Annotated in this window: 17 protein-coding genes; 6 read left to right on the forward strand and 11 right to left on the reverse strand. The window is 69.2% G+C overall.

Annotated features, from left to right (window positions below):
* Positions 1–69 precede the first annotated feature (69 nt).
* The 8 genes from mraY to ACNO8X_RS21010 form a co-directional block, all read right to left on the reverse strand.
* Positions 70–1,149 (reverse strand): phospho-N-acetylmuramoyl-pentapeptide-transferase, encoded by a 1,080-nt coding sequence (mraY, locus tag ACNO8X_RS20975; protein ID WP_043403184.1) that lies wholly within the window; start codon positions 1,147–1,149, stop codon positions 70–72.
* Positions 1,146–2,657, reverse strand: a complete 1,512-nt coding sequence (locus tag ACNO8X_RS20980) for a UDP-N-acetylmuramoyl-tripeptide--D-alanyl-D-alanine ligase (RefSeq protein WP_418002551.1) — start codon at positions 2,655–2,657, stop codon at positions 1,146–1,148. Before ACNO8X_RS20980 ends, mraY begins: the two co-directional genes overlap by 4 nt.
* A complete protein-coding gene (locus ACNO8X_RS20985; protein ID WP_418002552.1) occupies positions 2,654–4,210 on the reverse strand; it encodes a UDP-N-acetylmuramoyl-L-alanyl-D-glutamate--2,6-diaminopimelate ligase in 1,557 nt (518 codons plus the stop codon). Before ACNO8X_RS20985 ends, ACNO8X_RS20980 begins: the two co-directional genes overlap by 4 nt.
* A 36-nt stretch (positions 4,211–4,246) precedes the next feature.
* Positions 4,247–6,193 (reverse strand): peptidoglycan D,D-transpeptidase FtsI family protein, encoded by a 1,947-nt coding sequence (locus ACNO8X_RS20990; RefSeq protein WP_418002553.1) that lies wholly within the window; start codon positions 6,191–6,193, stop codon positions 4,247–4,249.
* A complete protein-coding gene (locus ACNO8X_RS20995; RefSeq protein WP_418002554.1) occupies positions 6,190–7,374 on the reverse strand; it encodes a hypothetical protein in 1,185 nt (394 codons plus the stop codon). Before ACNO8X_RS20995 ends, ACNO8X_RS20990 begins: the two co-directional genes overlap by 4 nt.
* Positions 7,371–8,519: a 16S rRNA (cytosine(1402)-N(4))-methyltransferase RsmH gene (gene rsmH / locus ACNO8X_RS21000; protein ID WP_418002555.1), complete on the reverse strand. Its 1,149-nt coding sequence runs from the start codon at positions 8,517–8,519 to the stop codon at positions 7,371–7,373. The genes ACNO8X_RS20995 and rsmH overlap by 4 nt, the downstream gene beginning before the upstream one ends.
* Positions 8,494–8,928 (reverse strand): division/cell wall cluster transcriptional repressor MraZ, encoded by a 435-nt coding sequence (mraZ, locus tag ACNO8X_RS21005; RefSeq protein WP_043403199.1) that lies wholly within the window; start codon positions 8,926–8,928, stop codon positions 8,494–8,496. Before mraZ ends, rsmH begins: the two co-directional genes overlap by 26 nt.
* A gap of 377 nt (positions 8,929–9,305) precedes the next feature.
* A complete protein-coding gene (locus ACNO8X_RS21010) occupies positions 9,306–9,698 on the reverse strand; it encodes a DUF3040 domain-containing protein (RefSeq protein WP_260941234.1) in 393 nt (130 codons plus the stop codon).
* Between the two features lie 252 nt (positions 9,699–9,950).
* Between ACNO8X_RS21010 and ACNO8X_RS21015 the strand changes: the two genes are divergently transcribed.
* The 4 genes from ACNO8X_RS21015 to ACNO8X_RS21030 all read left to right on the forward strand — a co-directional run bounded on the left by ACNO8X_RS21015 (position 9,951) and on the right by ACNO8X_RS21030 (position 13,945).
* Entirely contained in the window at positions 9,951–10,544 is a 594-nt protein-coding gene (locus tag ACNO8X_RS21015; RefSeq protein ID WP_260941233.1) for a GNAT family N-acetyltransferase, read from the forward strand.
* Positions 10,545–10,634: 90 nt separating this feature from the next.
* Positions 10,635–11,261 carry an LppM family (lipo)protein gene (locus ACNO8X_RS21020; protein ID WP_418005984.1) on the forward strand — a complete coding sequence of 209 codons (627 nt, stop codon included), beginning with the start codon at positions 10,635–10,637 and terminating at the stop codon, positions 11,259–11,261.
* A 116-nt stretch (positions 11,262–11,377) separates the two neighbouring features.
* A complete protein-coding gene (gene idsA2, locus ACNO8X_RS21025; RefSeq protein WP_418005985.1) occupies positions 11,378–12,436 on the forward strand; it encodes a bifunctional (2E,6E)-farnesyl/geranyl diphosphate synthase in 1,059 nt (352 codons plus the stop codon).
* A 9-nt stretch (positions 12,437–12,445) separates the two neighbouring features.
* Positions 12,446–13,945 carry an alpha-(1->6)-mannopyranosyltransferase A gene (locus ACNO8X_RS21030; protein WP_418002556.1) on the forward strand — a complete coding sequence of 500 codons (1,500 nt, stop codon included), beginning with the start codon at positions 12,446–12,448 and terminating at the stop codon, positions 13,943–13,945.
* Here ACNO8X_RS21030 and ACNO8X_RS21035 read toward each other — a convergent pair.
* Positions 13,942–14,331, reverse strand: coding sequence for a PPOX class F420-dependent oxidoreductase (locus ACNO8X_RS21035; RefSeq protein WP_418002557.1), 390 nt, complete (start codon positions 14,329–14,331; stop codon positions 13,942–13,944). The two genes, ACNO8X_RS21030 and ACNO8X_RS21035, sit on opposite strands and share 4 nt — an antisense overlap.
* Before the next feature lie 2 nt (positions 14,332–14,333).
* Positions 14,334–14,936, reverse strand: coding sequence for a class I SAM-dependent methyltransferase (locus ACNO8X_RS21040; RefSeq protein WP_418005986.1), 603 nt, complete (start codon positions 14,934–14,936; stop codon positions 14,334–14,336).
* Positions 14,937–15,063: 127 nt separating this feature from the next.
* Between ACNO8X_RS21040 and ACNO8X_RS21045 the strand changes: the two genes are divergently transcribed.
* Entirely contained in the window at positions 15,064–15,579 is a 516-nt protein-coding gene (locus tag ACNO8X_RS21045; RefSeq protein WP_418005987.1) for a TetR/AcrR family transcriptional regulator, read from the forward strand.
* 38 nt (positions 15,580–15,617) lie between these two features.
* Here the strand turns inward: ACNO8X_RS21045 and ACNO8X_RS21050 are convergent, their stop codons facing one another.
* Positions 15,618–16,022: an Rv2175c family DNA-binding protein gene (locus ACNO8X_RS21050; RefSeq protein ID WP_043403214.1), complete on the reverse strand. Its 405-nt coding sequence runs from the start codon at positions 16,020–16,022 to the stop codon at positions 15,618–15,620.
* Between ACNO8X_RS21050 and ACNO8X_RS21055 the strand changes: the two genes are divergently transcribed.
* The gene (locus ACNO8X_RS21055; RefSeq protein WP_418002558.1) at positions 16,012–17,253 is read left to right on the forward strand and encodes a protein kinase domain-containing protein; all 1,242 of its coding nucleotides are present in this window, start codon (positions 16,012–16,014) and stop codon (positions 17,251–17,253) included. The two genes, ACNO8X_RS21050 and ACNO8X_RS21055, sit on opposite strands and share 11 nt — an antisense overlap.
* The last annotated feature ends 19 nt before the right edge of the window (positions 17,254–17,272 follow it).

Genomic DNA, 17,272 nt, shown 5'->3' on the forward strand with positions numbered 1-17,272 from the left:
GGCGCGAACCCTAACAGCGGGTTCCGGTGCCACCGCGCACATACTGGATGTTGGCTGGGAGCCGCGGGTCTAGCGGCCGCCCGCGGACAGCCACTCGCTGTAGAACAGCGCCACGCCGAGCCCGCAGGCGATCGCGGTGAGCAGCCAGAACCTGATGATCACCGTGGTCTCGGCCCAGCCGGCCAGCTCGAAGTGATGATGGAACGGCGCCATTCGGAACACCCGCCGACCGGTGGTCCGGAACGCCAGGATCTGGACCACCACCGAGGTGACCTCGGCGACGAACAGGGCGCCGAGCACGATGGCCAGCGTCTCGGTCCGGCTGGTCACCGACAGACCGGCGATGATGCCGCCGAGCGCCAGCGAGCCGGTGTCGCCCATGAAGATCTTGGCCGGCGCGGCGTTCCACCAGAGGAATCCGATGCAGGCGCCCGCCGTCGCGGCCGCGACCAGCGCCAGGTCCAGCGGATCGCGGACGTTGTAGCAGCCCGGCCCCGGGCTGGTGGCGCACGCGTTGCGGTACTGCCAGAACGTGATCAGCACGTACGCCGCGCTGACCATCGCCATGGCACCAGCCGCCAGGCCGTCCAGGCCGTCGGTGAAGTTGACCGCGTTGGACCAGGCACTGACCAGCACCACGATGAACAACACGAACAGCAGCGGCCCGAGGGTGACGGTCGCGATCTCGCGCACATAGGACAGGCCGGCACTCGCCGGCGTCAGACCGTTGGCGTTGCGGAACTGCAGCACCAGCACACCGAACAGGACGGCCGACACCAGCTGACCGACCGTCTTGGCGGTCTTGTTCAAACCCAGGTTGCGGGCCCGACGAAGCTTGATCAGATCGTCGAGGAAGCCGACGGCACCCAGTGAGGTGGCCAGCCCGAGCACCAGCAGGCCCGAGGCCGACGGCCCTTCGCCGTCGACCAACAGCCCGACGACGTGGGTGCCGAGATAGCCGCACCAGATGCCGGTCACGATCGCGACGCCACCCATCGACGGCGTGCCGCGCTTCTTCTGGTGGCTGGCCGGACCGTCTTCGCGGATCTCGTGGCCGAAACCCCGGCGGGTGAACAGCCGGATCAGCACCGGCGTCAGCACGATCGACACCGCGAGCGCGATGCCGACGGCGAACAGGATCTGAATCACGCTTGCCCCTCCCGCGCGAGTTCCTCAGCCAGCGCGCCGAGCCCCGCCGAGTTCGAGGCCTTGACCAGCACGACATCGCCGGGCTCCAGCTCGGCACGCAGCAAATCGAGTGCGGCAGCGGCATCGGGGACCGGCGATACCTCGCTGCCCCACGAACCTTCCATCACCGCGCCGTGTTGCATGGCGCCCATAGCCCTCCCGGTTCCGACGACAACCAGTCGTGACACATCTAAACGCACGGCCAGTCGACCGATGCTGTCATGCTCGGCAATGGCGTCGTCACCCAGTTCGGCCATCTCGCCGAGCACCGCCCAGCTACGCACCTGCGCGCCGGACTCGGCACGCGCCGACTTGGCCATCCAGGCCAGCGCCTTGAGGCCCGCCCGCATCGAGTCGGGGTTGGCGTTGTAGGCGTCGTTCACCACGACCACACCGTCGGCGCGGGCACTGACCTGCATACGGTGCTTGGAGACGGGGCCGGCACCGGCGAGCGCGTCGGCCACCTGCTGCAGGCTCGCGCCGCATTCCAGCGCGACCGCGGCGGCACTGAGCGCGTTGGACACCTGATGATCGCCGTGCACGGCGAGAGCGACCTCCACGTGCTGCTCGTCCTGCTGACTTCGACAATGCAGGGTGAAGCGCGGGCGGGCCAGCTCGTCGAGCGTCACGTCACCGGCCCAGACATCGGCTCCGGGAGACCGGGATACCCGCACCACGCGGGCTTCGGTGCGCTCCGCCATGGCGGCCACCGCTGGGTCGTCGGCGTTGAGGATGACGACACCGGTCGCCGGGACAGCTTGTGGCAGTTCCGATTTTGTCGCCGCGATGACGTCGCGCGAGCCGAACTCACCGAGGTGCGCGGTGCCGACGTTGAGCACCACGCCGATCGACGGCGGTGCGATCGCGGCGAGGGCGGCGATGTTGCCGGGGTGCCGCGCCGACATCTCCAGCACCAGGAAGTCGGTCTCCGGGGTGGCCCGCAGCACCGTCCACGGATGGCCGAGCTCGTTGTTGAACGATCCCGGCGGCGCGATCACTTCACCCAGCGGCGCCAGCACCGCGGCCAGCAGATCCTTGGTCGACGTCTTGCCCGACGAGCCGGTGACGCCGATGATCCGCAGTCCCCCGGCGGCCAACCGGTCGGCGACCGCGCGGGCAAGTTTGCCCAATGCCGCCAGCACCGCGGCACCCGAGCCGTCGGTGTCGTACTCCAGCGCACCCGAGGACGAATCGACCTGTCCGGCAACCGGCTTCACCACGATGGCCGGCACCCCGACCGGCCGGGCCGCCAGCACCGCGACGGCGCCCGCCGCCACCGCGCCCGCGGCGAAGTCATGCCCATCCGACCGGGCACCCGGCAGCGCCAGGAACAAACCGCCCGCCGTGACGGCCCGCGAATCGAACTCGACGGTCCCGGTCACGTGCGTCGCGGCGGCAGCCTCAGGTGTGACGTCGGACAGCTCGCCGCCGACGATGTCGGCGATCTCCGCCAGGGTCAGGTCGATCATGCGGGTGACTCTCCAGTTTTCCCGGCTACAGCATCCAGAGAGGCAGCCAACTCATCACGATCATCGAACGGCCGGGTCTGACCGGCTCGGGTCTGGCCCGACTCGTGTCCCTTGCCCGCGATCAGGACCGTGTCCCCCGCACGGGCCCAGCTGACGACATGGTCGATGGCCGCCCGCCGGTCACCGATCACCACCACCTCGGCCGATCCGTCCGCGGCGCCCGCCGCGATGGTCGCCCGGATGAGGTCGGGGTCTTCGTCGCGCGGATTGTCATCGGTGATCACCACCAGATCCGCCAGTGCGGCGGCGATGCGTCCCATCGGTTCGCGCTTCCCGGCGTCCCGGTTGCCGCCGGCCCCGAACACCACCGCCAACCGGCCCTGGGTCTGCGGGCGCAGCGTCTGCAGCACCGCCTCCAGAGCGCCCGGCTTGTGCGCGTAGTCGACGAGGGCCAGGAAGTCCTGTCCGCGGTCGATGGGCTGCAGGCGGCCGGGCACGCTGGCGGTGGCCAGTCCCGGTGCAGCCTGCTCCGGGGTGACGCCGACGGCGTCGAGCAGCGCCACGGCCAGTAGCGCGTTGGCGACGTTGTAGCCGCCGGGCAGGCCGATCCGCAGCTCGTGCCGGGCGCCGTCGGGCCCGACGGCGGTGAACCGCTGGCCCTCGCGGTCCGCTTCGATAGCGGCGACGGTCCAGTTGGCGTCACCGGTGGTGCTGACGGTCACCGGGTCGGCGGCGCGGGCGGCCATCCGACGGCCCCAGTCGTCGTCCACGCAGACGACCGACACTGCCGCATGGTTGGGCGAATCCGGTTGGAACAGCCGGGCTTTGGCGTCCAGGTAGTCGTCCATGGTCGGGTGGAAGTCCAGGTGGTCCCGCGACAGGTTGGTGAAACCGCCGGCGGCGAAGCGCAGGGCGTCCACCCGGCCCAGCGACAACGCGTGGCTGGACACCTCCATGACGACGGTGTCCACGCCGCGTTCGACCATCGCGGCCAGCAGCGCCTGCAGCGCCGGCGCCTCGGGGGTGGTCAGGGAACTCGGCAGGTCGCGGCCGTCGATCCGGATACCGACGGTGCCGATCAGTCCGGCCACCCGCCCCGCGGCGCGCAACCCCGCCTCCACCAGATAGGTGGTCGTGGTCTTGCCGGAGGTCCCGGTGATGCCGATGACACGCAGCCGCTCGGATGGCCGGCCGTAGATTTCGGCGGCGATCTCACCCAACACCGCCCGCGGGTCGGCGTGGACGAGAACGGGCACACCGACCGCAGGAACATTGGTACCGAGCAGCCCCAGGCCGTCCGGGTCGGTCAGCACCGCGGCAGCCCCGGCAGCGACGGCGTCGGCGGCGAACCGTGCGCCGTGTGCGGCCGAACCCGGCAGCGCCGCGAACAGATCACCGGCGACGACGTCCCGGCTGCTCAGCGTGACGCCGGTGACCCGCAGCTCCCCGGCCTGGGCACCGGCCGGCAGCGCTGCGCCAACGTGGTCGGCCAACGAGCCCAGCGCGGCTCCGGCGGGATCAGCGGGGCGCAAGGTAGGCGAAGACATGGCCATGACACAGTACCGGGCCGGCGACGGGCACCCGGCCCGTCAGGTGGCCTGCAGGACCAGCGGCGGACCGGGGTCCGGCGACAGCGGCACGTTCTCCCGCTGCATCAGCCATGCCGCGATGTTGTGGAACAGCTGTGCCATCGAGTGGCCAGGCGTGCCGTCGGCATTGCGCAGCGGGTTGTTGGCCATGATGCCGACGACGTAGCGCGGATCGTCCGCCGGCGCCATGCCGGCGAAGGTGATCCAGTAGTGATCGTCGTCGTAGTAGCAGCCGCACGCCGGGTTGATCTGCTGAGCGGTACCGGTCTTGCCTGCCATCTGGTACCCCTCGACGGCGCCCGGCCAGCCGGTGCCCTGCTGGGTGCCGCGCGGGTCACGCTGGAGGGTCGCGCGGAACATGTTGCGCAGCGTCGCCGCGGTCTGCGGGGACACGACCTGGACACTCTCGGGTGCCGGCTGATCCTGGTGGGTGCCGTCGGCCGAGACGACCGACTTGACGATGCGCGGCGGGATGCGCAGACCGTCGTTCGCGATGGCCTGGTACATGCCGGTCATCTGCAGCAGGGTCATCGAAAGTCCCTGTCCGATGGGCAGGTTCGCGAACGAGCTACCCGACCACTGATCGATCGGCGGAACCAGCCCCGCGCTCTCACCCGGCAGACCCGAGCCCGTGCGCTGGCCGAGGCCGAACTTCGTGAGCATGTCCGCGAAGCGCTCCGGGCCGACCCGCTGGGCCAGCATCAGAGTGCCGATGTTCGAGGACTTCCCGAAGACACCGGTAGTGGTGTACGGGTCGACGCCGTGGCCCCAGGCGTCGCGGATGGTGACGCCACCCATGTTGTAACTGCCCGGAACCTGCAGTACCTCATCGGGATTCGACAGGCCGAACTCGATGACCGACGCCGCGGTGACGATCTTGTTGACCGAACCCGGCTCGAACGGTGACGTCGCGGGCAGATTACCCATCTGCTTGTCGTCCTGCCGGTTCAGTTCCTGCGCCGGATCGAACGTGTTGTCGTTCGTCATGGCCAGAATCTCGCCGGTCTTGGAATCCAGGACCACCGCGGACACGTCGCGCGCGCCCGACATGTCCTTGGCCTGCTGCACCTGCTGCTGGACGTAGTACTGGATGTCGTTGTCGAGGGTGAGCTGCACGGTGGCGCCGTTGATGGCGTCATGCCGGTCCCGGTAGCTGCCGGGGATCACCACACCGTCCGAGCCGCGGTCGTAGGTGACCGAGCCGTCGGTGCCGGAAAGCTTTGCGTCGAAGGAATCTTCGAGGCCGAGCAGGCCGTGGCCGTCCCAGCCGATGTCGCCGACGATGTTCGCGGCCAGCGAGCCACCGGGGTACTGCCGGATGTCCTGACGCTCCGCGCCGACCTCGGGGTACTTCTTGGTGATGGCGTCGGAGATGGCGGGATCGACCGCGCGGGCCAGGTAGACGAACGAGTCCCCGCCGGTGATCTTCTTGGCCAGGGTCGCGGCGTCGGGCTTGTTGTTCAGCAGACCCGCCACGCCGACGGCGATCTCATTGAGTCGCTTGTCCGGGTCGGGTGCCGCCGGGGTCTTGGCCTTCGCCTCGGTGAGCTGCTGGCGAATCCGGTTGGGCTGGAAGGTCAGCGCGCGGGCTTCGATGGTGAAGGCCAGCTTGGCGCTGTTGCGGTCGACGATGCTGCCCCGCACCGCCTTCTCCACGTCGGTGACCTTGAGCTGGCTGGCCGCCTCGGCGCGCAGACCGGCAGCCCGCGGACCCTGGAGGAAGAACAGCTGCACTGCCGAGGCCAGCAGCACCAGCGCGATGACGATGTTGCCGGTCTTGTGCCGGAACCCGAACGAGCCCGTGCGGCCCTCGGGTACGACGGCCTCGCGGGTGCGCCGTTCGTGAGCCGAATGCGGTTGCGCGGTGCGCGGTTTGGCGGTGGGCTGCCGTTTGCGCGACGCGGCCGTCCGCTGCGCGCCGGTCCTGCGCGGGCTCTTGCCGCTCATGCGGGGGCGCCGGGGGCCGACGGCACCGGAAGCGGGGCCGCCACCGGGGCCGGAATCTGTGCCGGGACCTGCGCGGCCTGAGCCGGGAGCACGCTCTCCGGCTGCAGAGCCGGGCCGGGCAGCGTGCCCAGTCCGGGCACCGGGAGGGCCGGTGCCGCCGGGACGGGCGCCGCAAGGGCGGGAGCCGGGACCGGGAGCACCGGTGCCGCGGGCGCCGGCGCATGTACGACCTGTTCCCGCGGGTCAATCACGAGTGGCGCCGGAGCGGCGGCCGGGGCCGGAACAGCGCCGGGGACCGGAACTGCACCCGGGACCGGGACCGGGACCGGAGCCGCGGCAGGCGCCGGGACCGGGGCGGGAGCCGCGGCAGGCGCCGGGACCGGGGCGGGAGCCGCGGCAGGCGCCGGGACCGGACGTGGGGCGGCCGGGGCGGGCGGGGCCACCTCGGGCAGCGGTGTGTTCAGCGGTGGCGGCGGAACCCCCTGCGCCGGTTTGGGACTGCCGACCAGCAGCCAGTTGCCGGTCGGGTCCTGCACCAGGTGCGCGGTGTCGCGGGACGGGATCATGCCGAGGTTGCGGGCCGCATCGGCGAGCGCCGGCGCGGCCTGCGCCACCAGCACGTCACGCTCGAGCGCCTCTTTCTGTTGCTGCAGCGCCTGATTGATCTCCTTGGCGCGGCCCAACTCATAGGACCGTTCGGCAGCGGAGGTCGACAGCCACAGCGTGACGCCAAGGCCCATGCCCAGCGCCCCGATGATCAGCACGACGAACGGCACCCGCGCGATCAGGTGCCGCGGGTCGAGGTCCATCTCGGCGATACGCATAAGCATCCGCTCCCGCAGCGGGGTGCGAACAACCTTGGGCGCCTTGGCCTTACGAGCCTTGGCCCGGGCCTTGGCCTGCGACGCGCTCTTGGGGCGTGACGGCGCCGCGGTCGGCCGTGCGAACGGCGTGGTCTGCGGACCGGCGCCGGTGGGCTTGGACCGCTGCGGCCGGACGTCGCGCTTGCCGCGCTTGACGCGGGCTTCGCCCTTGCTACCGGACTTGTTGTCACGCTTGGCATCCCGCTTGTCCACGGGGTCCTGCCGTACCGCTGTGCGCCGGCGCGGCTCTGCCTCGCCGGACCGGGTCGCCCGTCGAGCGTTGCCGCCGCGTACCGGCGCTGGCCGCTTTGCCATCACAGACCTCCCCTTGTGACAACTTTTTCCAATGCACGCAGGCGAACCGACGCGCTACGCGGATTCAATTCGAGTTCGTGGTCGTCGGCCCGTTCGGCACCCCGGGTCAACGAGGTGAAGAGCGGCTCGTAGCCGGGCAGCTCCATCGGCAGGCCCTCCGGGGTACGCGATGCGGTGGCATCGGTGAAGTACCCCTTGACAATTCGGTCTTCCAGCGACTGATAGGCCTCGACGGCGATGCGGCCGCCGGGCCGCAGCGCGTCCAGCGCGGCGGGTATCGCCGCGCGCAGACAGTCCAGCTCCCCGTTGACCTCGGTGCGCAGCGCCTGGAACGTCCGCTTGGCCGGATGCCCACCGGTGCGACGGGCCGGGGCCGGGATCGCCGCGTACAGCAGCTCGACGAGCTGGGTCGTCGTGGTGAAGGGACGGCGAGCCCGCTCGCGGACGATCGCGCCGGCGATGCGGGAGGCGAACTTCTCCTCGCCGTACTCGCGCAGCACTCGGGTCAGCGCCCGGGCGTCGTAGGTGTTCAGGATGTCCGCCGCGGTCAGGCCCGACGTCTGGTCCATCCGCATGTCCAGCGGCGCGTCCTGCGCGTAGGCGAAGCCACGCTCGGCCTGGTCGAGCTGCATCGAAGACACCCCGAGGTCGAACAGGATGCCGTCCAATTCACCTGGGCGGTAGCCAGATTGGGTCAGTGCGTCGTCGATGCCGTCATACGCGGTGTGCACCAGGTGCACCCGGTCACCGAACGGTGCGAGGCGCTCGGAAGCCAGCCGCAGCGCGGTCTGGTCCCGGTCCAGGCCGATCAGCGTCAGACCGGGAAAGCGAGTCAGGAAGGCTTCGGAGTGGCCACCGGCGCCCAGCGTCGCGTCGATCATGACGGCGCCGGCGCCGTCGGCGCCGTGTCTGGTGAGTGCTGGGGCCAGCAGCTCGACGCAGCGGTCCAGCAGCACCGGAATGTGCGGCCGACGATCGGTCAACGCAACACCCCCAAAAGGCTTCAGCTGGTGGATTTGTGCGGCCCCCGCAGCGAGGTCTCTGTCCGAGTTCGCGGACCTGACGTTGGGGAAGTACGCCAGGGCCGGTTCGGACAGAGGCCACGCTGCACGGGCCTGCAGGTCAAAGGGTGCTGCCGAGCGCTTCATCGCTTGCCGCGGAGAAGTTCTCTTCGTGAGTGTCTTGGTAGGTCTGCCAGGCCGCGGCATCCCAGATTTCGAGGTAGTCCACCGCTCCGATCACGACGCATTCCTTGGTCAGGCTCGCGTAGCGACGGTGATCAGCGGACAGGGTGACACGGCCCTGAGCGTCGGGGTGCTGCTCGTCGGCGCCCGCGGCGAAAACGCGCAGGTCGGCACGAGCGGCGGGATCGTTTCGAGGAGTGCTCGCCACGCGGCGGGCAATCTCGGCTTCGAACTCAACCCTCGGATACACAGCGAGGCTGTGATCTGGACTCTTGGCGACCATCAACCCTCCTGCCAGTGCATCGCGGAACTTGGCGGGCAACGTCAGTCGCCCCTTGTCATCGAGCTTCGGCGTGTAGGTACCCAAAAACACCAGGCACCTCCCGCCACTCCGGAGTCCGGTCTCTCCGATGTCCGCCACATTACCCCACAATCCCCCACTTCACTCCATTCCAAGTCTAAAAATGGCCTTATCTGCCCCACTCGGCGCAGCAACCACAGAAACTCAGGGGTGGAGGACGGCATCAAACGGCCTGGCTGTGCACCGAAATCCCAGCTGGAAGGGCATGCGGGAGTGCAGTGGGGCGTTGTGGGGGGCCGCGGAGCGCAAGCCCTGAAAAATCGTGGCGGACGCCGCCGCCGGCAAATTTCGCTACCAGCCCGGCGTGTCGCGCGTCACACCATCACCCGACCGGCGAAAAACAAAACAGGGGCAGCCGAATCGGCTACCCCTGTGTCACACGTGCGCGTTTAGTCGTCGAACCTGCGACGGAACCGGTCTTCCATGCGGTTGGTGAACGAGTTACCAGCGCGAGCGCGCTTGGACTTGCCGGCAGACGGCGCCGACTTCTCCTTGGAGAGCTTCCGGGGACCGGTCACCGCGAACACCGCACCGGCAAACATCACCACGAAGCCGATGACGCTCAGGATGGGGAGCTGGTCGATCCACAGGATCCGAAACGCCACACCCAGCACCAGCAACGCAAGACCGAGGACAAACAGCCCCGCGCCTTGCAGCCGCCGCCGTGCCGACGGCGCTTGCAGCGTGCCGCCCCGGACGCTCGAAGCGAACTTCGGGTCCTCGGCGTACAACGCACTCTCGATCTGGTCGAGCATGCGCTGCTCATGATCGGAGAGTGGCATCCGCGCCTCCCAACTCACACCGCTGCCCGCAGCGGCTCCTGACGTCTGCACCCGTGGTCACGGATCCCTAACAGTCATGATACGAGGTCACACAGACACGTACCACATACTTCAGACTCCCGAATTGTAAGACTGGGACGTCGGCCGGGCGACAGCGCCTGCTGCGCAACCCGATTTCGACGTTCCCACCCACCTCCTTCAACGTTCCCACCCCCTCCCAAGACCTCCCTGACGCACCGAAAGGCTCACACCGTGGCGACGCTCCTGACCGATCTGTCGCCGGCTGACATGCAGCACCGACTCGATGACGCGCTGTCCGTCTACGTCGACGCCATGCGCTACCCGCGGGGCACCGAACGTCAGCGCGCGTCGATGTGGCTGGACCACACCCGGCGCGACGGCTGGACCGGCGTCGCCGCGTTCGACGTCCTCAGCCAGGACGAGACCCCGGACGCGGCACTTCGATCCGCCCCCATGCTCGGCGTCGCCTACGGGTACCGCGGCGCACCCGATCAGTGGTGGTACCAACAGGTCGCCGCCGGCCTGCGCCAGGTCGGCACGCCCAGCGAACGCATCGACCAATTGCTGAACGGGTACTTCGAACTCACCGAGCTGCACATCCACCCACGGGCTCAGGGCCTGGGACTCGGCGAGGCACTGACCCGTCGACTGCTCGTCGGCTGCGCGGAATCCCATGTCCTGCTGTCCACCCCGGAAATCCTCGGCGAAGGCAACCGGGCCTGGCGGCTGTACCGCCGGCTTGGATTCCACGACGTCATGCGCAGCTACTTCTTCCCCGGTGATCCACGGCCGTTCGCCATTTTGGGCCGAGCCCTGCCACTGTGATCCATCCGGTGTGCCGCTGACCCTGCCCCCATCTGGCACGATAACGGCGTGAACCGCCGCCGCCACCTGCGTGCCTTGCTGCTGTTTCTGATGTTGCTCCCCCTGGCGGTCGGCTGCGTGCGCGTCCACACCTCGCTCACCGTCTCGCCCGACGACCGGGTGTCTGGCCAGATCGTCGCCTCCGCGAAGGCCAAGGACGCGGACGACAAGGGCCCGCAGCTGACCAACAACCTGCCGTTCGCGCAGAAGGTCGCGGTCTCGGACTACCGCAAGGACGACTACGTCGGCTCCGAGGCCGTGTTCTCGGACCTGAGCTTCTCCGAGGTGCCCCAGCTGGCCAACCTGAGCCGGGACTCGGCCGGCGCCGACATCTCGCTGCGCCGGGCCGGTGACCTGGTGATCCTCGAAGGCCGCGTCGACCTGACCACGGTGACCGACCCGGATTCGGATGTCACGTTGTCGGTGGCGTTCCCCGGCGATGTCACGTCGACCAACGGCGAGCGGGTGGCCAGCGACATCGTCCAGTGGAAGCTCAAACCCGGCGTCGTGAGCACCATGAAAGCCCAGGCCCGCTACACCGACCCGAGCGCGCGTTCGTTCACCACGGCCGCGATCTGGATGGCCGTCCTGGCCTTCGCGGTCGCCGGCATCATCGGCGGCCTCGCCTACTGGGGCCGCGACCGCTCCCCCAAGCTCGCCGCAGTGTCCGATGAGTGACTTTGTCACTGCGTCCGACCGGTGACCCGGCACCCTCTAATCTGGATGCACAATTCCGGGGTCAGGAGAGGGGACGCGCGCTGAGCGTCGATGCCGCAGGTCCGTCGGCTGGCGAGCTGGCGAATGCCATCACAGATCAACTGCGCGACTATCTCGCCGAACGCCGGCGGGACAGCGCGTACATCGGTGACGCCTACGCCGAGGTCACCGGGGCACTCGAAGAGTTCGTGCTGCGCGGCGGCAAACGGGTCCGCCCGGCGTTCGCCTACTGGGGCTGGCGCGCAATGGCGCCCGATCCCGGCCACCCGGCCGACCCGGCGGTGTTGCGCCTGTTCTCCGCATTGGAACTGCTGCAGGCCTGCGCCCTGGTCCACGACGACGTCATCGACTGTTCGGCGACCCGGCGCGGCCTGCCGACAGTGCACCGGCTGTTCGCCGAGCGGCACCGCCAGCAGGGCTGGCGTGGCTCGTCCGAGCAGTTCGGGCTGTCCGCAGCCATCCTGCTCGGTGACCTCGCACTGTCCTGGGCGGACGACGTGGTCTCGAACGCCGACCTGTCGGCCGACGCGCGGCGGCGGGTCAACGAGGTGTGGGCACACATCCGCACCGAGGTCCTCGGCGGGCAGTACCTCGACATCGTCGCCGAATCCAGCGGCGCCGACACCGTCGCCTCGGCCATGAACGTGAACCTGTACAAAACCGCGTCGTACACCGTCACCCGGCCGCTGCAGCTGGGCGCCGCAGCAGCCGCCGACCGGCCCGACGTGCAGAAGATTTTCCACGCCGTCGGCACCGATCTGGGCATCGCGTTCCAGTTGCGCGACGACGTGCTCGGAGTGTTCGGCGACCCGGCCGTCACCGGTAAGCCGTCGGGTGACGATCTGCGCTCGGGCAAGCGCACCGTGCTGCTGGCCGAGGCCGTGGAACTGGCCGAAAGCTCCGACCCGACCGCGGCGGACCTGCTGCGCAGCGCGATCGGCACCGACTTGACGGACGGTCAGGTCAGCGAGCTCTGCGGCGTCATCGAGTCCGTGGGTGCACTGGCCGCCGTGGAGCAGCGCATCTCACTGCTCACCCAACGTGGACTGGACGCGCTGGCCGCTGCCCCCATCGACGAGGGCGCCAAGAACGGGCTCACCGAGCTCGCCCGGCGCGCGTCGAACCGGTCCGCGTAGGCGCCGACGATGACCACCTCGACTACCGCGCCCGGGGCGCTGGCCCGGCTGATCGCGTTCGGGCGATCCGACGAGGGCCGCCCCGCGCTGCTCGGCTTCACCGGCGCCATCCTGATCGCGCTGGGCGGCTTGGGCGCCGGGAGCACCCGGCAGCACGATCCGCTGCTGGAGTCGATGCACCTGTCGTGGTTCCGGTTCGGCCATGGGCTGGTGGTGTCGTCGATCCTGCTGTGGACCGGCGTCGCACTGATGCTGATCGCCTGGCTGGCGCTGGGCCGGCGCGTGGTGGACCGCACCGCAACCGACTACACGATGATCGCGACGACCGGCTTCTGGCTGGCCCCACTGCTGCTGAGCGTCCCGGTGTTCAGCCGCGACACGTACTCGTACCTGGCGCAGGGCGCACTGCTGCGCGACGGCCTCGACCCCTACCTGGTCGGGCCGGTGGACAACCCGAACTCGTTGTTGGACAACGTGAGTCCCATCTGGACCACCACCACCGCGCCCTATGGACCGGCCTTCATCCTGGTCGCCAAGTTCGTCACCATGATCGTCGGCGACCATGTCGTGCAGGGCACCATGCTGCTGCGGCTGTGCATGCTGCCCGGTCTGATCATGTTGATCTGGGCCGCGCCCCGGGTGGCCCGGCACGTCGGCGCCAACAGCGCTGCCGCCCTGTGGATTTGCGTGCTCAACCCGCTGGTGATCATCCATCTGATGGGCGGCGTCCACAACGAGATGCTGATGGTGGGGCTGATGATGGCCGCCATCGCGCTCACCTTCGAACGTCATCCCATCGCCGGCGTCAGCCTGATCGCCCTCGCGGTGGCGGTGAAAGCCACCGCGGGACTGGCACTTCCGTTCATGGTGTGGGTCTGGATGCGCCAGTTGCGCGAACGACACCCGTGGGGCGCGGTGCGCACCTGGCTCGCGGCCACCGCCGCGTCCGGGGCGATCTTCACCGTGGTGTTCGCCGTGGTGACGGTGGCGGCGGGTGTCGGGCTCGGCTGGCTGACGGCGTTGGCGGGCTCGGTCAAGATCGTCAACTGGCTGACGATCCCGACCGCCATAGCCAACCTGATCCACGCCATCGGCGGGCTGTTCACCACCGTCAGTTTCTACGCGGTGCTCGACGTCACCCGGATCACCGGCATCGCGATCATCGCGATCTCACTCCCGTTGCTGTGGTGGCGATTCCGCCACACCGACCGGGAAGCGCTGATCGGCATCGCGCTGGTGATGGCCGTCGTCGTGCTGTTCGTGCCCGCCGCGCTGCCCTGGTACTACACCTGGCCACTGGCGATCGTCTCGGCACTGGCGCAGAGCCGGTCGGCGATCGCGCTGATCGCCGGGTTCTCGACCTGGATCATGGTGATCTTCAAACCCGACGGATCGCACGGCATGTACTCCTGGCTACACGTCATCCTGGCCACGGGTTGTGCTGTGGCAGCGTGGTATTCGCTGTCACACGCACCGGAGCCGGCCGTCGAGACCGAGCCCGCCCGCTAGGCGTTCCGGGCCCGCGTGCCCTCACCGTCGATGCCCCAGCTGACGATCCGGGTGGGCGTCAGCCGGATGATGTCTCCGCTGAGCCCGCCGTCGGTGCTCCCCTCGCCGGGCAGCGCCCGCGCGGTGCCCCTGATCTCGATCCCCTGCGCCCGCGGCGGCACGACCGAGGTGACCTCGTCGACGATGAACGCCACCTTCGGATTGGCGATGACGTTGCGCCACTTCTGCGTTGCGGCGAGGGCGTGGCCGACGATGTCGACGGTGCCGTCCGGACCCAGGTGCACTCCCACCGGCCGGATCTGCGGCTGTCCCTCAGGCCCGATGGTGCTGAGGCGCCCGATCGGCTGGGTGCCCAGGAAGTCGCGCTCAGCCGGTGTGAACGACATGATCACGCCCTCCTGGCGACGACGAGGTGTCCGGGCAGCCGCACCTGTTCAGCACCGGCGCCGGCCTGCAGCTGCGCCGGCCGGATGCTGTCCACCTGCCATTCCTTCGAGACGATCTGGCGCAGTTCGTCTGCCGTGAACTGGGTGGGTCCCGGACCGTCGTGGTCGCCGAACGCTCCGGTGCCGAAGGCCAGGATGTAGAACGTGGCGCCGGGTGCCGCTGCGCGGTAGGCGGACTGCAGGTAGCCGTCCCGCAGTTCGGCCGGCAGAGCATGCAGCAGGCCGCTGTCGAAGATGGTCCCGAATCGCCCGTCGTGCCCGGTGAACGCGCTGATGTCCGCCTGCTCGAAAGTGGCTGTGCGCAAACCCCGTTCGGCCGCGGCAGCAGTGGCCGCCGCGACGGCCGTCGGCGTCAGGTCGATCCCGTGCACGGTGTGGCCCCGCGCCGCGAGGGCCAGGGCGAGTTCCGCGTAACCGCAGCCGGCGTCGAGCACCTCGCCCTGAACGACTCCGTCCTGGTCGATCAGTGCGGCGTACTCAGGTTGCGGCTCGCCGATGTTCCATGCGGGCGCGTCCTCGTTGCGGTAAGCGCCATCCCAATCCATCACATTTCCTCCTCGTCGAATGTCCGCCAGAATAACGCACCGTGCGTTTACTTTTGTTCCCTGAGAGGATGTGACCGTGACTGCACCGACCCCAGAGCGCAAGGGCCAGCGCACGCGGCAGCGGATTCTGCTGGCCGCGCGAAAGGTGTTCGCCGAGGCCGGCTACGAGAAAGCCACCATCCGGGGCATCGCCGAATTGTCCGGCATCAACAAGGCGACGGTGATCAAGCACTTCGGCAGCAAGCAGGAGCTGTTCCACGAGGCGGTGCAGTGGACGATTCCCGTCGGGGACATGACGACAGCCGACCCCGCCGAGACCGCACAGAACTATCTGCAGGGCCTGCTGACCGCCTGGGCCGCCGACCCCGACGGCCCCATGGCGGTGCTGCTCCGCACCGCGATGACCAGCCCGGACGCGCTGGAGTTGCTGCGGGCCAAGGTGACCGACCAGGTCGTCACGTCAGTCGCGGCAGACATCGACGGACCCGACGCGCGGTTGCGGGCGGCCCTGCTGAGCGCGGCGCTGATGGGTATCGCGAGCCAGCGCTACCTGCTGCAGTTCCCCGACCTGGCCGCCGCCTCCGACGAGGACATCGTGCGGATCATGGCGCCGGTGCTGGCTGGGTTACTCGGTAACCCGTAGACGGCGGTGCCGTCAGTGGCGTGTAGACGGCGGTGCCGTCAGTAACCCATGGCCTGGGCGCGGCGCAGCACTTCCCTGGCCTGGTGCGAATGCAGCGCGTCGACCGGGCGCGCGTTGGCGATGCGGTCGGTGCTGCCATCGCGGGTCAGCGTGAGCGACTCGTCGGCGGTGAACAACCACCGCACGATGTGGGTGTCGTCGTAGCCACCGTCGCGCAACAGCACCAGCAGGCCGGGCAGCTGCTTGACGACATGGCCCTTGGCGTCGAAGAAGATCTTCGGCACCACAATGGCGCCGTTGCGTCGCACCCCGATCAGGTGACCGTCCCGCAGCTGCTGATGCACCTTGGTCACCGGAATACCCAGCATGGCTGACACTGCGGGAAGATCGTAGACCGCTTCATCGGGATCGATAACGTCCTCGGCGGCCGGAATGCTGCTCACGCAGGAGATTCTAGAGCCGTACCATTGCCGGGTGCAGCCATCCCACCAACTGGACCCACTGATCGGTGCGGTACTGGACGGCCGCTACCGGGTCGATGCCCCGATCGCCAGCGGCGGCATGTCGACGGTGTACCGCGGCCTCGACACCCGACTCGACCGCCTGGTGGCGCTGAAGGTGATGGATTCGCGGTACTCCGGCGACGAGCAGTTCCTGACCCGGTTCCAGCGCGAGGCCCGTGCCGCCGCCGGCCTGAAAAGCGCTGGGCTGGTAGCGGTTTACGACCAGGGATTCGACGGCCGCCATCCGTTCCTGGTGATGGAACTGGTCGAGGGCGGCACGCTGCGGGAGTTGCTGCGCGAGCGCGGACCCATGCCGCCGCACGCGGTCGCGGCAGTACTCGCCCCGATGCTCGACGGTCTGGCGGTGGCCCACCAAGCAGGCCTGGTGCACCGTGACATCAAGCCCGAGAACGTCCTGATCTCCGACACCGGCGAGGTCAAGATCGCCGATTTCGGGCTGGTGCGGGCCGTGGCTGAGGCCAAGATCACGTCGACGAGTGTCATCCTCGGCACCGCGGCGTACCTCTCCCCCGAACAGGTCAGCACCGGCGACGCCGACCCGCGCAGCGACGTCTACTCCGTCGGCATCCTGGCGTACGAACTCCTGACGGGCACCACCCCGTTCACCGGCGACACCCCGCTGAGCGTCGCGTATCAGCGGCTGGACCAGGACGTACCGCCGCCGAGCGCGGCAATCGCGGGTGTGCCAACGCAATTCGACGACCTGGTGGCCTGCGCCACGGCCCGTGGCGTGGACGATCGTTACCTCGATGCCGGCGACATGGCCGCCGAGCTGGCTGCCATCGTCACCGATCTGGGCCTGCCCGAATTTCAGGTGCCCGCGCCGCAGAACTCCGCGCAGCACACCGCGGCAGCCGCCCAGCGCGGCCGCGCGGAGCGCACCACGGTCGCGACGGGTCGGGCAGCGGCGCCGAAACCGGCGCCCCAGCACACCCTGCAGTTCACGATGGATCCGGCGATGGACCCCGCGCTGCTCGAATCACCCGTGGCGGCAAAGCAATTCGCCGGGATCGCCCTCGACGATTTCGCCTGGGCGAGGCAGCGGTCGCGGCGCGCCGTGCTGTTCTGGCTCATCGCGATCCTGACCCTGACGGCGCTCACCGCCGCGGGCGCCTGGACGCTCGGCACCAATCTCAACGGGTTGTTCTAAAGCGCCGAAAGCGCCGAAA

This window comes from Mycobacterium sp. PDNC021 (assembly GCF_048282635.1).
Classification (GTDB): domain Bacteria; phylum Actinomycetota; class Actinomycetes; order Mycobacteriales; family Mycobacteriaceae; genus Mycobacterium; species Mycobacterium llatzerense.

Coding starts and splice junctions, on each gene's coding strand:
- ACNO8X_RS21055 (WP_418002558.1), top strand. CDS start 16,012: ATGCTGCTCACGCAGGAGATTCTAGAGCCGTACCATTGCCGGGTGCAG.
- ACNO8X_RS21010 (WP_260941234.1), bottom strand. CDS start 9,698: ATGCCACTCTCCGATCATGAGCAGCGCATGCTCGACCAGATCGAGAGT.
- ACNO8X_RS21030 (WP_418002556.1), top strand. CDS start 12,446: ATGACCACCTCGACTACCGCGCCCGGGGCGCTGGCCCGGCTGATCGCG.
- ACNO8X_RS21035 (WP_418002557.1), bottom strand. CDS start 14,331: ATGTCGTTCACACCGGCTGAGCGCGACTTCCTGGGCACCCAGCCGATC.
- rsmH (WP_418002555.1), bottom strand. CDS start 8,519: ATGAAGCGCTCGGCAGCACCCTTTGACCTGCAGGCCCGTGCAGCGTGG.
- ACNO8X_RS20985 (WP_418002552.1), bottom strand. CDS start 4,210: ATGGCCATGTCTTCGCCTACCTTGCGCCCCGCTGATCCCGCCGGAGCC.
- ACNO8X_RS20980 (WP_418002551.1), bottom strand. CDS start 2,657: ATGATCGACCTGACCCTGGCGGAGATCGCCGACATCGTCGGCGGCGAG.
- ACNO8X_RS21040 (WP_418005986.1), bottom strand. CDS start 14,936: ATGGATTGGGATGGCGCTTACCGCAACGAGGACGCGCCCGCATGGAAC.
- ACNO8X_RS21020 (WP_418005984.1), top strand. CDS start 10,635: ATGTTGCTCCCCCTGGCGGTCGGCTGCGTGCGCGTCCACACCTCGCTC.
- ACNO8X_RS20990 (WP_418002553.1), bottom strand. CDS start 6,193: ATGAGCGGCAAGAGCCCGCGCAGGACCGGCGCGCAGCGGACGGCCGCG.